Raw genomic sequence first — 14443 nt, 5'->3', positions numbered from 1 at the left:
GGCTTAGCCGACCGACCCTTCGAGGCTGATCGAGATCAGCTTCTGGGCTTCGACCGCGAATTCCATCGGCAGCTGCTGGATGACGTCCTTGACGAAACCGTTGACGATCAGCGCCACGGCCTCCTCGGACGAAAGCCCGCGCTGGAGGCAATAGAACAGCTGGTCGTCGGCGATCTTCGACGTCGTCGCCTCATGCTCGAAGACCGCGCTGGCGTTCTTCGATTCGATGTAGGGCACGGTGTGCGCGCCGCACTTGTCGCCGATCAGCAGGCTGTCGCAATTGGTGAAATTGCGCGCGCCCGACGCCTTGCGGTGCGCCGAGACGAGGCCGCGATAGGTGTTGTCGGAGCGCCCGGCGGCGATGCCCTTCGAGATGATCCGGCTCTTCGTGTTCTTGCCGAGATGGATCATCTTGGTGCCGCTATCGACCTGCTGATAGCCGTTCGACACCGCGATCGAATAGAACTCGCCCTGGCTGTCGTCGCCGCGCAGGATGCAGGACGGGTACTTCCAGGTGATGGCCGAGCCGGTCTCGACCTGCGTCCACGAGATCTTCGAGCGGTCGCCACGGCAATCGCCGCGCTTGGTCACGAAGTTGTAGATGCCGCCCTTGCCGTCCTTGTCGCCAGGATACCAGTTCTGGACGGTCGAGTACTTGATCTCGGCGTCTTCCAGCGCCACCAGCTCGACGACCGCTGCGTGCAGCTGGTTCTCGTCGCGCATCGGCGCGGTGCAGCCCTCGAGATAGGAGACGTAGGCCCCCTTCTCGGCGATGATCAGCGTGCGCTCGAACTGGCCGGTGTTCCGCTCGTTGATGCGGAAATAGGTCGACAGCTCCATCGGGCAGCGGACGCCCTCGGGGATGTAGACGAACGAACCGTCCGAGAAGACGGCGGAGTTCAGCGTCGCGTAGAAATTGTCGGTCGTCGGCACGACGGAGCCGAGATACTTCTTCACGATCTCCGGATATTCGCGGATCGCCTCGGAAATGGCGCAGAAGATCACGCCGGCCTTCTTCAGCTCTTCCTTGAAGGTCGTGACGACCGAGACGGAATCGAACACCGCGTCGACGGCGACCCGACGATCCGCAGCGCCCTCGACGCCGGCCAGGATCTCGCGCTCGCGCAGCGGGATGCCCAGCTTCTCATAGGTGGCGAGGAGCTCGGGATCGACCTCGTCGAGCGACTTCGGACCGGCCGTGCTCTTCGGCGCCGAATAGTAATAGAGATCCTCGAAGTCGATCTTCGGATACTGGACGCGCGACCAGGTCGGCTCCGTCATGGTCAGCCAACGCCGATAGGCGTCGAGCCGCCATTCGAGCATCCATTCCGGCTCGTTCTTCTTGGCGGAGATGTAGCGGACGATATCCTCCGAAAGGCCCTTGGGGGCTCGTTCGGACTCGATATCGGTCACGAAACCATATTTGTACTGATCGACATCGATCTGGCGAACCTGATCGACTGTCTCCTGAACTGCAGGCATTGCCTACTCCATCCACAGCGGTTTCAAGGACCGCGGGTTGAGTGCGTTGTCATGCGGCGCGTGTCACGCCCGGCGCGAGCCGTCTCATGACACGTCCCCAGACCTCCGTAAATCTACGTATGTCCGTTTCGGTGGTTTCCCATCCGAAACTGACGCGGATCGCGGATTTCGCATAAGGATCCGGCACGTTCATCGCCTTCATCACATGCGAAACACCGACTTTTCCCGAAGAACACGCGGATCCGGCTGATACCGCGACCCCTTCGAGATCGAGCGCGATCACCAGCGTTTCCGCCGAGAGACCGTTGACGCCGAGGGACAGCGTCTGCGGGAGCCGCTCGGCTTCCCCGCTCAATTGCATGGCAGGCTCCGCCGCCGTCGCGATTTCGTCGCGCCAGCGTGTCCATTCGGCCTGCCGGTCGAGATCGGCGCGGGCGCAATCCGCCGCGACGCCGAAGCCCGTGATCGCCGCCACATTCTGCGTGCCGGCGCGGCTGTATTTCTCCTGTCCGCCGCCGACGAGCAGCGGCGCCGGCGATACCAGATCGCCGCCCAGCACCAAGGCGCCGGCGCCCTGCGGGCCGCCGAGCTTGTGCGCCGAGAGCGTCAGAAGGTCGACGCCGAGCTCGGCGATGTCGACCGGGATGCGGCCGGCGGCCTGGATCGCGTCGGTATGCACAAGCGCGCCGAACGAGCGGGCGATCTCGGCGATCTCGGCGACCGGCTGGATCGTACCGGTCTCGTTGTTCGCCAGCATGACAGAGACGAGCGCCCGCTTGCCCTCGGCAGCGACCGCGCCCAGCTGCGTCTTGAGATCGGCGAGATCGAGCCGGCCCTCGCCGTCGACGGCGACGATACGGACCTCGTCGGCGCCGAAGCGGCCGCCGGCGAGCACGGAAGGATGTTCCGTCGCACCGACCAGCACCACGTCGATCGAAACCGTCGCCGCGCCGACCCGCATCACCGGCGACAGCGCCGTGACATTCGCCTCGGTGCCGCCCGACGTGAAGATCACCCGCGCCGGATCCGCGTTGACCAGAGCCGCGACGCGGCGTCGCGCCGTCTCGACCCGGGCGCGCGCCGCCCGGCCCTCGCCATGCACGGAAGAGGCGTTGCCGGTGGCAACAAGCGCATCGACCATCGCCGCGCGCGCTTCGGGGCGAAGCGGCGCGCCGGCGTTGTAGTCGAGATAGATGCGCGGCGCGGCCAAGGCTTGCAGTCTCCAGTCGCGAGCGGATGTCGCATTATGCTTGAAATCCGGACCCCGCCTCATGCTACAAGGCCCGCTACACGGCAGGATCGACATCCGACGCCAATTTCGAAGAATTCTAAAGTGTTCTAGAAACCCTGACGCTCAGAGTCAAGTTACGATTTGACGCTGATATAGGTCGCTTGGGGGCTTCTGAACAGATCGAAAGGTCCGAGGCAAAAAATGCCCGAGGTTATCTTCACCGGCCCCGCCGGTCGCATCGAGGGTCGATTCCAGCCCTCGAAGGAAAAGAACGGCCCGATCGCCATCATCCTGCACCCGCATCCGCAGTTCGGCGGCACGATGAACAACGCGATCACCTACCAGCTGTTCTACATGTTCGCGAAGCGCGGCTTCGCGGTGCTGCGGTTCAATTTCCGCGGCGTCGGCCGCAGCCAGGGCGAGTTCGACCATGGCGAGGGCGAGCTGTCGGATGCGGCTTCCGCGCTCGACTGGGTGCAGACCATCCATCCCGACGCGCGCGCCTGCTGGGTCGCCGGCTTCTCGTTCGGCGCCTGGATCGGCATGCAGCTTCTGATGCGCCGGCCGGAGATCGAGGGCTTCATCTCGGTCGCGCCGCAGGCCAACCTCTACGACTTCTCGTTCCTGGCGCCCTGCCCGTCCTCCGGCCTGATCGTGCATGGCGACCAGGACAAGGTCGCGCCGCCGAAGGACGTGCAGACGCTGGTCGACAAGCTGAAGACCCAGAAGGGCATCATCGTCGAGCAGCAGATCATGCCGGGCGCCAACCACTTCTTCGAAGGCCAGGTCGAGCCGCTGATCGATATCTGCGGCAACTATGTCGACAAGCGCCTCGCCATGCTGAGCGCCGCCTGACGCTTCCGGCAGGGCCGAGCGCCCTGCCCGCACGAACCAAAACGGCCCGAGGCGTCACCGCCCGGGCCGTTTTTTTGTGATCGCCGGCTTTGGACGAACAGTCGCAGCGCCGCCTTGCGATCCGCGACGCCTGCGCTCCGCTGGGTCGCGTCTTCCCGGCGCGAACCGGCATCGGGGTCGCTTGAAAACGCCAAAAAAGAAAGGGCCCCGCCGAAGCGGAGCCCTCACCCCCGTCTTTCTTTGGATCAGAACTTGTAGTTCAGACCCAGCTTGACCGTGTGGAACTTGATATCGGCATCGTTGTCGCCGACAATACCCTGGAAGCCGTTCAGACCATTGGTGTGAATGCTGCCGAGATCGACATAGAGATATTCGGTCTTCAGGGTGATGTTCTTCGTGATGCCATATTCGACGCCGGCGCCGGCAGTCCAACCCCACCGGGTGTCGGAGAAGGAATTGCTGTCGGTGAAGCCGAGAACGTTGTCGGTATAGCTGGAGGAGCTTTCGACGTCGCCATAGGCCGCGCCGCCGGTGCCGTAGATCAGCAGATTGTCCCAGGCATAGCCGATCCGGCCGCGCAGGGTGCCGAACCAATCGACCTTCGCCTCCTGGTTCGTCGAGACGCCATAGTTAAAGTCGGCGGTATGTTCCGCGCTGATGCCGGCAGCCGCGATATCGGCTTCGACACCGACCACCCAGTTGGGCGAGAACTGGTAGTTGTAGCCGACCTGCGCGCCGCCGAAGGCGCCAAAGGCGTTGTCGCTCCAGCCCACGGAGAAGTTGCCCGGGTCCGTGAACGTCGTATCGAAGCCGCCGCCGCCGATGCCGCCATGCACACCGATGTAGAAGCCGGTCCAGTTGAAGGCGACCGGCGCCACCACCGGCGCGGGCTCATAGGTCAGGTCGGCGGCGTGTGCGCCGACGACGCCGAGCGCCAGCACCGAAGCCATGGTTGCACTGCGAAGCATGAATTTCATCGGGAGCTCCTTACGCTCGGAAGGTTCCTGACGATCGACGGGATGGGCCAGGGGGCAGAACAGTCGATCACCGATGTCAGGACTGTAGCGCACCCATTCCACTTTGACTGTTGCAGAACAGCATCACCCAAAACACAACCTGACGCTACGTTAGTACGCCATTCTTCTTCATGATGAGCAAGTAAACTTATCAAATTTCCGGCAAAGTATTGAAGGATAAGACCAAGCGCCGAATGACGCTGCGTGACCCTCGCCGCCACACGCCGTTGAAGATTTTTTCCGGGCACTCTTCTAAATGCCGCGTGCACGGTACCCGGCGCCCGTTTTCAACCTGAAATTGCCAATTTGGCCGGGATTTCGGGTGCCAGACGCCTCGCCGCCGCCGACTCGGGACCGGGCAAACGGCCATCTCCGAGTCGCCGCCGGCGCCGCATCGCGGACGACACCCCCTCGGGACGGTGCTCCATCCCGGCGTAAAGATCGGGGCACGAGACGCGCACAAAAAAGCGGACCGCCCTCGGGCCGGTCCGCCAATCCGCTTCGCCGCCGAAGGACGCGAGATCGCCCTAGAGGGGCCCGGCGACCTTGTTCGCCGTCGCCACCTTGCCAAGCGCGCCGGCCTTGCCAGGAGCCTTGGGCTTCGCACGGGTCAGCCTGGCGATCTCGGAGACGACCTGCTCATGCAAGACACGGTTCTTGTCAATATCGAAATGGGAGAGTTCGGCCTTGATGTCGCGGCGCTTGCGCACATCGGAATTGACGACCCGCCTTTCCGCGCCGGCCGGCACGTCGAGCGCCGAGCTCCAGCCATTGTTCGACTGATAGAGGTTGAGATAGCGCCGAACGCCCGGCGACACGGGGCCGGCCGTCGTCGGATCGAAGGTGACGACGAGATCGACGGGAACGCCGCTCCGCGAAAGCTGCTGCGCCATCAGGAGAACGGCATTGGCGCCGAGCGAGTGGCCGACGAGGACGATCGGCCGGGTCGCCTTCGGATCGGCCTTGTACTTGGCGGTGATCTCGGCGGCGATGCGCGGCCAGTTGGCGTGGTTCAGGACGTGATTGGGAATGCCCTGGCTGGAGAGTTCCTTGGCCATGTCGTCCATGCCCAGCGAGAACACATTGGCGAGGCCGCGGAAGAGATAGACCTGGGGATCGCGCTGCGCCTTGGCGGGCTTCGCGGCCTGGCTCCGTGCTTTCCGGACCGGCGCCGGCTTGGCCGGATCGGCCTGGGCGACCGGCGACTGAGCCGGCGGCTGGGCCGGCGCCGCGGCGGAAACCGACACGAGCGGCGCGGACAGCAACGCAGTGCCCATCAGCACATAGCAGAGTTTGGTCAGGCGGCTCGGCATGCGTATCTCCCCAGTCAGTAACGTGCGGCCATGCTTGCCGCAGGCGATGCGATTCGTCCAATCAGCGCAGGAGCTCCGCCGGTTCGGCCAGAACGCCGCCCGGCATCGGATAGGGAACCCCGGTCGTCTCCGGCAGGCTCAGCGGCAGGCCGGCGACGCTGCGCGCCGCCAGATAGGCGAAGGCCTGCGCTTCCAGGAAATCGCCCGACCAGCCAAGCGCGTCGGCAGGCAGCACGGTGGCGCCGCTCGCCTCGGCGAGACACCGCAGGATGGCGGGATTATGCGCGCCGCCGCCACAGACGATGATCTGGTCGGCGCCGCCGGCGAGCGCCACGGCGCGCACGATCGACTCGGCCGTGAAGGCGGCGAGCGTCGCGGCCGCGTCGGCGGTCGAAAGCCTTGCCACCGGCGCGCGCGAAAAAGCGTCGCGGTCGAGCGATTTCGGCGGCGGCAGGCTGAACCAGGGATCATCCATCATTTCGGCCAGCGACTGCTGGTGCACGATTCCCGACGAGGAGAGCACGCCGCCGACATCCATGGCGGCGCCGGTGCGCTCGCGCACGAGATCGTCGATCAGCGCGTTGCCGGGGCCGGTATCGAAGGCGACGATCGAGCCGTCGGCGCCGATCCGCGTGACGTTGCCGACGCCGCCGATGTTCACCACGGCGACATCGCCTACCAGACGGGCGGCACGCACGAGCGCGGCATGGAAGATAGGCACCAGCGGCGCCCCCTGCCCGCCGGCCGCGACATCGGCGGCGCGGAAGTCGTAGACGACCGGGAGGCCGAGCCGCCGCGACAGCGCCGCGCCGTCGCCGATCTGGATGGTCAGCCGGCGACCCGGCGCATGGAAGACGGTCTGGCCATGGAAACCGACCAGCGTGACGCGCGGCGCGTCGACATCGACGCGGGCAAGCAGCGCCTCGACCGCCTCGGCATGGGCCTCGGTGACGATTCGCTCCGCCTCGGCGAGCACGCCGGGCCGGTCGTCGCGCCGGTCGAGATGCACGGCCGCGGCGAGCGCGGCCCGCAGCACGGCGCGCTCCTCAGGCTCATAAGCTCGGAAATGGGTCGGGCCGAAAGCCTCGACTTCTTCGCCGTCGGTCGCGATCAGGGCCGCGTCGACGCCGTCCATTGACGTTCCACTCATGAGGCCGACAACGACGGTTCTGCGCATTCGTTCCCCCGGAATAGTTCCGAATCCGGGATAGACCCTGCGATCGCCCGGGCAAAGAGCAGATCGGCAACAGTCGCGCCGTTTCGTTCACGCCGCCAATCCGCCACGTGACAAACGCCTTCGGCTGATCTATATGCGCTGACATGACTTTCGCCGCCACCACCTATGCTTGGTACTTTAGCTATCCGCTCGCAATGGCGGAGGTAGGGGTGCGCGCGGCTTAAAAAGCCGCAGAATGTCCCGAAGCCGCCAGACACCTGGCGGCTTTTTTTGTGCCGCCGGGTGGGTCCAATCCCAAGGAGCCACACCCGTGTTGATGACCGACGATCTTCGCATCCGCGATCTGAAAGAGCTGAGCACGCCCGAGCAGGTGATGCGGGAATTCCCGCGCACCGAGACGGCGACCGAGACGGTCACCGCCGCCCGCGCCGCCGTGCACAACGTCCTCCAGGGCGAGGACGACCGCCTGGTCGTCGTGATCGGCCCCTGCTCGATCCATGATCCCGTCGCCGCGATGGACTACGCCCGCCGCCTGGCGGAGATCCGCCCCTACCTCGCCGACCGGCTCGAGATCATCATGCGGGTCTATTTCGAGAAGCCGCGCACGACGGTCGGCTGGAAGGGCCTGATCAACGATCCCAATCTCGACGGCAGCTTCGAGATCGACAAGGGCCTGCGGATCGCCCGCAACCTCCTGCTCGACATCAACGATCTCGGCATGCCGGCCGGCTCCGAATTCCTCGACATGACGACGCCGCAGTACTTCGCCGATCTCGTCAGCTGGGGCGCCATCGGCGCACGGACGACGGAAAGCCAGGTGCATCGCGAGCTCGCCTCCGGCCTCTCCTGCGGCGTCGGCTTCAAGAACGGCACGGACGGCAACGTCAAGATCGCGCTCGACGCGGTGCTGTCGGCGTCCGAGCCGCATCATTTCCTGGCCGTGACCAAGACCGGCCGCTCGGCGATCGCCACTACGGCCGGCAACGAGGATTGTCACATCATCCTGCGCGGTGGCAAGACGACCAACTATGACGCGGCCAGCGTCGAGGAAGCGGCCAAGGCTTCGGAAAAAGCCGGCATCACGCCGCGCATCATGATCGACGCCAGCCACGCCAACTCGTCGAAGAAGCCGGAAAACCAGCCGCTCGTCGTCGAGGACATCGCCCGCCAGCTCGAAGCCGGCGACAGCCGCATCATGGGCGTGATGGTCGAGAGCAACCTCGTCGCCGGCCGGCAGGACCTGGTCGAGGGCCAGCCGCTCGTCTACGGCCAGAGCATCACCGACGGCTGCATCGACTGGGACACCACCGTCGACGTGCTCGAGCGGCTCGCCGCGGCCGTCGAGGCCCGCCGCGCCGCGGTTCGCCGCGCCGCGTGAGATCCGGGAACGCTTCATCGTCAACGGACGGAGAAGCGTTCCCGATCCCGGCGTCGCCCTCGACAGCCCGTAGTCCGCGGACTGTCACTTTCTTCCCGAACTTTCACCTTCGAGGTGAAATTTCCCGTTCCGGCTGCTAGAAAGCGGCCCAAATCCAATAATCAAAGTCCAAAGGTCCGGCCGTCATGAGCGCCTTCAAGTCCGAGTTGATGCAGATCCTGACCGAGCGTGGTTTCGTCCACCAGTGCTCGGATAGCGAGGGGCTCGACCGCCGCTTCGCAACGGAATCCGTCACCGGCTATATCGGCTTTGACGCCACGGCGAAGAGCCTGCATGTCGGCTCGCTGATGCAGATCATGATGCTGCGCTGGATGCAGAAGACCGGCCATCGCCCGCTGGCGCTGATGGGCGGCGGCACGACCCGCATCGGCGACCCGTCGTTCAAGGACGAGGCGCGCAAGCTTTTGACCGACGAGATGATCGACGAGAATCTCGCCGGCATCCGCAAGGTGTTCGCCAACTACATCGATTTCGAAGGCGGCGAACGCCCGGCCATCATGGCCAACAACGCCGAGTGGCTGAACGGCCTGCACTATATCGACTTCCTGCGCGACGTCGGCCGCCACTTCTCGGTCAACCGCATGCTCTCCTTCGATTCGGTGAAAATGCGCCTCGACCGCGAGCAGTCGCTGTCCTTCCTCGAATTCAACTACATGATCCTGCAGGCCTACGACTTCGTCGAGCTGAACCAGCGTCACGACGTCATCCTGCAGATGGGCGGCTCCGACCAGTGGGGCAACATCGTCAACGGCATCGAGCTCGGCCACCGCATGCTCGACAAGCAGTTCTACGCGCTGACGACGCCGCTGCTCACCACCTCGTCCGGCGCCAAGATGGGCAAGACCGCGAACGGCGCCGTCTGGCTCAACGCCGACATGCTCGGCTCCTACGAGTTCTGGCAGTTCTGGCGCAACACCGAGGATGGCGACGTCGAGCGCTTCCTGAAGCTCTACACCGAGCTGCCGCTCAACGAGATCGCCCGCCTCGCGGCGCTCGGCGGCTCCGAGATCAACGACGCCAAGAAGATCCTCGCCACCGAGGTGACGGCGCTGGCGCATGGCCGCGCGGCAGCGGAAGAGGCTGCCGAGACGGCGCGGCGCACCTTCGAGGAAGGCGCGCTGGCCGAGAACCTGCCGACGATCGAGGTCGGCGCATCGGAATTCGCCAATGGCCTCGGCGTGCTGTCGCTGTTCGTGCAGGCGGGCCTCGTCGCCTCGAACGGCGAAGCGCGGCGTCAGATCAAGGGCGGCGGCCTGCGCGTCAACGACCAGGCGATCACCGACGAGAAGGTGCTGGTCGGCCCGGACGCGCTGACCGCCGAGGGCGTCGTGAAGCTCTCGCTCGGCCGCAAGAAGCACATACTGGTGCGCCCGGTCTGATCGCCTGGAGCGGCGTCTCGTTCTGAAGAGATGCCGCTGGCGTTGCCGGCATTCCGAAGGCGGTCGCCACAAGCTCCCCGTCATCCCCGCGAAGGCGGGGATCCATGCAGCCGCGGCGCTGGACGGCTGCACCTCCCATGCCTCGGCGGAATGGATCCCGGCTCGGGGGCCGGGATGACGGCGAGCGTGGGGCTGACGGAGCGCAAGGCTGTCCCGGCGCCTCCCCCCGAGCAGGGGCGAACAAGCAAAAAGGGCGGTGCCGAGGCCCGCCCTTTTCTGTTGTCCTCAACGCCCGACGCGCTCAGCCCTTGTCGCGGTCCAGCCCGACCCGCGCCATGTCGAAGGGCGTGGTCTGGTAAACGTCGTTGATCCAGTTGCTGAACAGCAGATGCGCATGGCTGCGCCAGCGGTTCTCCGGCCGCCGCGTCGGGTCGTCGTCCGGGAAGTAGTCGACCGGCAGCGGCATGGCGGGATCGATCGCCGCGTCGCGATGATATTCGTCCGCGAGCGACGTCGTGTCGTATTCGACGTGGTTCAGCATGTGCAGCATGTGGTGGCCGGGATCCTCGAGCAGGCATAGGCCCGTCTGGTCGCTTTCGGCCAGCGTCCGGAGCCCGCTTCCCGTGGGAACATCGGCGCTGCGCACCTCGGTCCAGCGCGACACGGGGATGGTGAAATCATCCGAGAAGCCGCGCAGATAGGGCGAGCTCGGCAGCAGGCTGCGATGGCGGAAGATGCCGAAGGCCTTGGCGTCGAGGTCATGCTTCGGCATGCCGTGGAAATGATGCAGCGCCGCCTGCGCCGCCCAGCAGATGGTCAGGCCGCGATGCACATGCGTCTGCGTCCAGTCGAGGATGCGGCGCATCTCGTCCCAGTAGCTGACCGCCTCGAACGGCATGCGCTCGACCGGCGCGCCGGTGATGATGAAGCCGTCGAAGCGCTCCGACTTCACGTCTTCCCACGGCTGGTAGAAGGCGAGCATGTGCTCGGCCGCCGTGTGGCGCGGCGTGTGGTCGGTGATTCGCACCAGCGTCAGCTCGACCTGCAGCGGCGAGGCGCCGATCAGGCGGGCGAACTGCGTCTCCGTGGAGATCTTGTTGGGCATCAGGTTCAGGAGCCCGATCCGGAGCGGGCGGATGTCCTGACGGACCGCGTCGGTTTCCCGCATCACCACGACGCCCTCAGCCTCGAGCGTCCGCGAAGCAGGCAAATCGTCAGGGATCTTGATCGGCATTCATGCGTCCTCTGCAGCGAGGGCGGACGCTTGGTGGCTGGATCCGTTTGGTTGCCGGCTCGGCCACATCCTCTCCGAAGGAGAGTGCCACCTTGCCCGGATAGGCAGGTTGGCGTTGGGCGTCGCCCCAACTCTTGATGTAGGACCGCTTCTATCCCGACTGGAGCGATTTGGCAAAGAATTCTATCGCGACTGGCGCACGCGAAGCGCGGGAGCCGAAACGAAAAGGGGCGGCGCCCGAAAGCACCGCCCCTCGATCTCTATTCAAACAGAAGCAAGTCCCTCACCCAACCCTCTCCCGCAAGCGGGCGAGGGCTTTGGGCCAGCGCCTTTCGCCAACGTCAACGCGCAACGTCGAGCTCCGGCGATCCCCCTCTCCCGCGTGCGGGAGAGGGTTGGGGTGAGGGTCTATCGACCAGCTCGCCTTAGAAGGCGACGCTCAGGCGGCCCTGCACGGAATTGTCGGCCGCGTCGCTGGCGATCTGGCCGGCATAGAACAGGCCGAACTTGGCGCCCGCCGTCACGTCGACGTCGAAGCCAGCCTTGAGCAGCAGCGCGTCCTTGGCGATCGGCGCGCCGGTCACCTGGAAGGCATCGCCACCGGCGAAGGCCAGAGCCGTCGTCGGCGTCACGTCGCCCCAGGCATGCTGCCAGGCGGCGGCGCCCTGCAGCGTCACGGCGGTGTTGCCGACGGCGATCTTGTGATCGGCGCGGAGGCCGAGCGTACCGTAGGTGACGCTCTGGTTGTTGCTCGCGGCGGTGAGAGCAGCCGAACCGCCCGTCTCGCTGTAACCATCGGTCGAGAGATGGACATAGGCGAGGCCGGCGAAGGGCTCGATCTTCGTCGCGGCGCCGACGGCGACGTCATAGCCGAGCTCGCCGAAGACCTGCGTCGTGCCGGCGGAATAGTCGGCCTTCACCTGCTCGAAATAGTTCGGCAGCACGACGTTGCGGGTCGTGTCGATGTCGTTCCAGGTGTAGCTGGCGCCGAGGCGGACATTCACGTCGGCGAACTTGCCGCCGGCATAGGCGAGCAGGTGGTAGTTGTCGCTGTTGCCCGACGAATTACGGTCATCGAGGTCGAAGTTCGTCCGGCTGTAGCCGGCGGCGACGCCGAGCAGCCAGTCGCGGCCGAAGTCGCGGTCGTAACCGACCAGGATACCGCCGGTCGAACGGTCAACCTTGGCGGCGTTGCCGTCGCTGTCGCTATGGCCCCAGGAACCGAAGGCCTGCGACCAGAACGTGTTGGCCTCGGCGACCGGCGCCTGCGGCGCGCCCGGGAACGGAGCCGCGCTGCGCTTCTCGCCCTCGGCATAGCCGGAAGCGAGGCTGACGGACGGGGTTGCCGCGCCCTTCGACGGGTACTGCAGCCGGCCGAGCACGGCGTCGCGCAGGAAGAGACCGTCGTTCAGCAGCACGCCGGAAGCGCTGGCATGGACCTCGCCGGAGATCGCATCGAGGGCCGCCGCGGCGTTGCCGCGCGAAACGACTTCCAGCGCCTCGTAGAGCGCGCCGCCGCCAACCGAATCGAGCCCGTTGCCGGCCGCCGCCTGATTGGCGGTCTGCGCGGCCGAGGCGAAGGACTTGTCGCGCTGGAGACGCAGATCGAGATTCTGCTTGTTGCCGACAATCTCGCCGAAGAGCAGTTCCGGCGTCACAAAGGCGAAGTCGGTCGGCGCGAGTGTGAAGTTGTCCGACGCGCCTTCCTGCCGGAAGCTGTCGGCTGAGACGATCGTGTAGTCGTGGTTCGCCTTCAGGCCAGGGTTCGCACCGATCTCGAGCGTCGCGCCCTGCAGATCCGCCTGGCCATTGACGACGATCCGGCCCGCCTGGTCGTTGCCGTTGATGCCGACGATGTAGCGGTCTTCCGCGCCGAGCGAGAAGTTGCCGTTGACGTTCAGCTGCGTGCCGCCGGCGAGATCGAGCGTCGTGTTGACCGGGTCCGCCCGGTTCATGTCGCGCTGGCCGAAAAGAGTCTCGGAACCGAGCGAAACGGAGCCCTCGGCGATCCGCAGGCCGCTGATCTGGTTCGACAGCGTGCCGATCGCGAGATCACCGCCGCCGACCTTGTTCAGCCCGCCGGTGCCATCCAAACGTCCCGACCAGCTCGCGCCCAAACCGCTCGTGTCGATCGTCGAGACGGTGCCTTCCTTCAGCGTCGCATTGACGCTGGTCACGAGCTTCTGGCCATCGACCTTGATCGTGCCGCCGCCGAGATTGAACGTGTAGGCGCCGGTCGTGTTGGGGCGATTGGCCATGAGGCTGTTGCCACCGATCTTCAACGTGCCGCCGTCGAGGTCGTAGGTACCGGTGCCACGGCCGGCCAGATGAAACTGGGAGCCGTTCGTGATGCTGAGGACGCCGCCGGTCTGGCGGATGGCGCCAGAAGCCGTGCCGGTGCGATCCGCCAGCTCTCCGCCGAAGCCGATCGTCAGATAGGCCTTCTCGCCGATCCGGACTTCACCGCCCTGGATTTCGAGCAGGCCGGTGCTGTTGCCTTCGTTCCGATCGTTGCGGCCGATGGTCAGGCGCGCATTGTTGATATCCAGGACACCGCCGGTGATCGTGTAGGTGCCGTTGCCGCCCTGGTTGCCGATGTGCATCGCGCCGCAGCGGCTCAAGTCGACGCAGTCCTTCGAGACCGTCACCGTGCCGCCCGTCTGCGAAACGGTGCCGGTGCCGCCCCAGTCGCCGACCGAAAGGGTGACGTTGAAGCGCGCCGATGCGCCGTCGCCGATCGTCATGGCGCCGACGTTGGGGGTGGTCGCCGGACCAGATCCGACGGGCGTAGTACCGGAGCCGACCGCCAGATAGTCGATGATGTTGTTGTTGCCGGCAAAGTTCAATGTGCCACCGGTGACGTAAGCCTCACCACCACGAATCGTGGCGTTGTTGAGCGTCAGCGTGCCGGTGCCGCCCTTGTTGAACTTTCCGTAATTGTTGCTTGGCGTCCAGGAGTTGTTGTCGTTCAGGATCGTGCCCGAGAAGACAATATTGTCGGCGGAGATAACCTGAAGTCCGTACGGCGCCCTGACGTTGATCGTGCTGCCGAGCGCGTCCAGATCAGCCTGGTTCGTGACCGTCTTCAGCGTCGTGATGTCCGTCGCGGACGCCGTTCCGGTGATCGCCGCGATTACGGCCAGCGACACGCCGGCGGTCAGCGGCGCGCGGCCCGTGCGGCCGCGATGGATACGAGATGACATTCTGCCCCCAAAACTCAGTTACAGCACCGTCGGCATCCCTGGGCGGGAATCGGCCGACACGCACCGTGCCCTACGATGTGCTGCTGCAACTCTACGTTCAGGATATTAAGGGATC

10 protein-coding genes and 1 riboswitch are annotated in these 14443 nt (G+C 65.5%); of the genes, 3 read left to right on the top strand and 7 right to left on the bottom strand.

All coding sequences use genetic code 11. The features are described from left to right. Positions 1-3: 3 nt before the first annotated feature. Positions 4-1482, bottom strand: a complete 1479-nt coding sequence (sufB, locus tag AC6HZP_RS10895) for a Fe-S cluster assembly protein SufB (protein WP_497526571.1) — start codon at positions 1480-1482, stop codon at positions 4-6. Between the two features lie 49 nt (positions 1483-1531). Further along, complete coding sequence (locus AC6HZP_RS10890; protein WP_497526570.1) at positions 1532-2692, bottom strand: cysteine desulfurase family protein; 1161 nt, start codon at positions 2690-2692, stop codon at positions 1532-1534. A gap of 222 nt (positions 2693-2914) precedes the next feature. Here AC6HZP_RS10890 and AC6HZP_RS10885 point away from each other — a divergent pair, with 222 nt between their 5' ends. Then, positions 2915-3568, top strand: coding sequence for an alpha/beta hydrolase (locus AC6HZP_RS10885; RefSeq protein WP_201403577.1), 654 nt, complete (start codon positions 2915-2917; stop codon positions 3566-3568). 245 nt (positions 3569-3813) lie between these two features. On the opposite strand, the gene AC6HZP_RS10880 is transcribed toward AC6HZP_RS10885, so the two are convergent. The 3 genes from AC6HZP_RS10880 to AC6HZP_RS10870 all read right to left on the bottom strand — a co-directional run bounded on the left by AC6HZP_RS10880 (position 3814) and on the right by AC6HZP_RS10870 (position 7074). Beyond that, positions 3814-4545 carry an outer membrane protein gene (locus AC6HZP_RS10880; protein WP_497526569.1) on the bottom strand — a complete coding sequence of 244 codons (732 nt, stop codon included), beginning with the start codon at positions 4543-4545 and terminating at the stop codon, positions 3814-3816. A 566-nt stretch (positions 4546-5111) separates the two neighbouring features. Next, entirely contained in the window at positions 5112-5897 is a 786-nt protein-coding gene (locus AC6HZP_RS10875; RefSeq protein ID WP_497526568.1) for an RBBP9/YdeN family alpha/beta hydrolase, read from the bottom strand. Between the two features lie 61 nt (positions 5898-5958). Further along, positions 5959-7074, bottom strand: coding sequence for an anhydro-N-acetylmuramic acid kinase (locus AC6HZP_RS10870; protein ID WP_497526567.1), 1116 nt, complete (start codon positions 7072-7074; stop codon positions 5959-5961). A 316-nt stretch (positions 7075-7390) separates the two neighbouring features. Between AC6HZP_RS10870 and AC6HZP_RS10865 the strand changes: the two genes are divergently transcribed. Both AC6HZP_RS10865 and tyrS read left to right on the top strand, forming a co-directional pair. Next, complete coding sequence (locus tag AC6HZP_RS10865; protein WP_497526566.1) at positions 7391-8452, top strand: 3-deoxy-7-phosphoheptulonate synthase; 1062 nt, start codon at positions 7391-7393, stop codon at positions 8450-8452. Positions 8453-8637: 185 nt separating this feature from the next. Continuing rightward, the gene (tyrS, locus tag AC6HZP_RS10860) at positions 8638-9891 is read left to right on the top strand and encodes a tyrosine--tRNA ligase (protein ID WP_497526565.1); all 1254 of its coding nucleotides are present in this window, start codon (positions 8638-8640) and stop codon (positions 9889-9891) included. Positions 9892-10192: 301 nt separating this feature from the next. Here tyrS and AC6HZP_RS10855 read toward each other — a convergent pair whose 3' ends face one another. Both AC6HZP_RS10855 and AC6HZP_RS10850 read right to left on the bottom strand, forming a co-directional pair. Then, positions 10193-11125, bottom strand: coding sequence for a homoserine O-succinyltransferase (locus AC6HZP_RS10855; RefSeq protein WP_201403571.1), 933 nt, complete (start codon positions 11123-11125; stop codon positions 10193-10195). Between the two features lie 37 nt (positions 11126-11162). Continuing rightward, positions 11163-11271: riboswitch (SAM-I-IV-variant riboswitch) on the bottom strand. A 279-nt stretch (positions 11272-11550) separates the two neighbouring features. Further along, complete coding sequence (locus AC6HZP_RS10850; RefSeq protein ID WP_497526564.1) at positions 11551-14328, bottom strand: autotransporter family protein; 2778 nt, start codon at positions 14326-14328, stop codon at positions 11551-11553. Positions 14329-14443: the final 115 nt, after the last annotated feature.

The organism is Kaistia sp. SLG-1, assembly GCF_059699055.1.
Note: the sequence above shows the minus strand (reverse complement) of the source record. Positions and strands in the feature narration are given on the sequence as shown.

What these genes read in the sequence shown, in the direction of transcription:
- AC6HZP_RS10885 (WP_201403577.1), top strand. Translation starts at nt 2,915, where the DNA reads ATGCCCGAGGTTATCTTCACCGGCCCCGCCGGTCGCATCGAGGGTCGA.
- AC6HZP_RS10880 (WP_497526569.1), bottom strand. Translation starts at nt 4,545, where the DNA reads ATGAAATTCATGCTTCGCAGTGCAACCATGGCTTCGGTGCTGGCGCTC.
- AC6HZP_RS10855 (WP_201403571.1), bottom strand. Translation starts at nt 11,125, where the DNA reads ATGCCGATCAAGATCCCTGACGATTTGCCTGCTTCGCGGACGCTCGAG.
- tyrS (WP_497526565.1), top strand. Translation starts at nt 8,638, where the DNA reads ATGAGCGCCTTCAAGTCCGAGTTGATGCAGATCCTGACCGAGCGTGGT.
- AC6HZP_RS10850 (WP_497526564.1), bottom strand. Translation starts at nt 14,328, where the DNA reads ATGTCATCTCGTATCCATCGCGGCCGCACGGGCCGCGCGCCGCTGACC.
- AC6HZP_RS10870 (WP_497526567.1), bottom strand. Translation starts at nt 7,074, where the DNA reads ATGCGCAGAACCGTCGTTGTCGGCCTCATGAGTGGAACGTCAATGGAC.
- AC6HZP_RS10865 (WP_497526566.1), top strand. Translation starts at nt 7,391, where the DNA reads ATGACCGACGATCTTCGCATCCGCGATCTGAAAGAGCTGAGCACGCCC.
- sufB (WP_497526571.1), bottom strand. Translation starts at nt 1,482, where the DNA reads ATGCCTGCAGTTCAGGAGACAGTCGATCAGGTTCGCCAGATCGATGTC.
- AC6HZP_RS10875 (WP_497526568.1), bottom strand. Translation starts at nt 5,897, where the DNA reads ATGCCGAGCCGCCTGACCAAACTCTGCTATGTGCTGATGGGCACTGCG.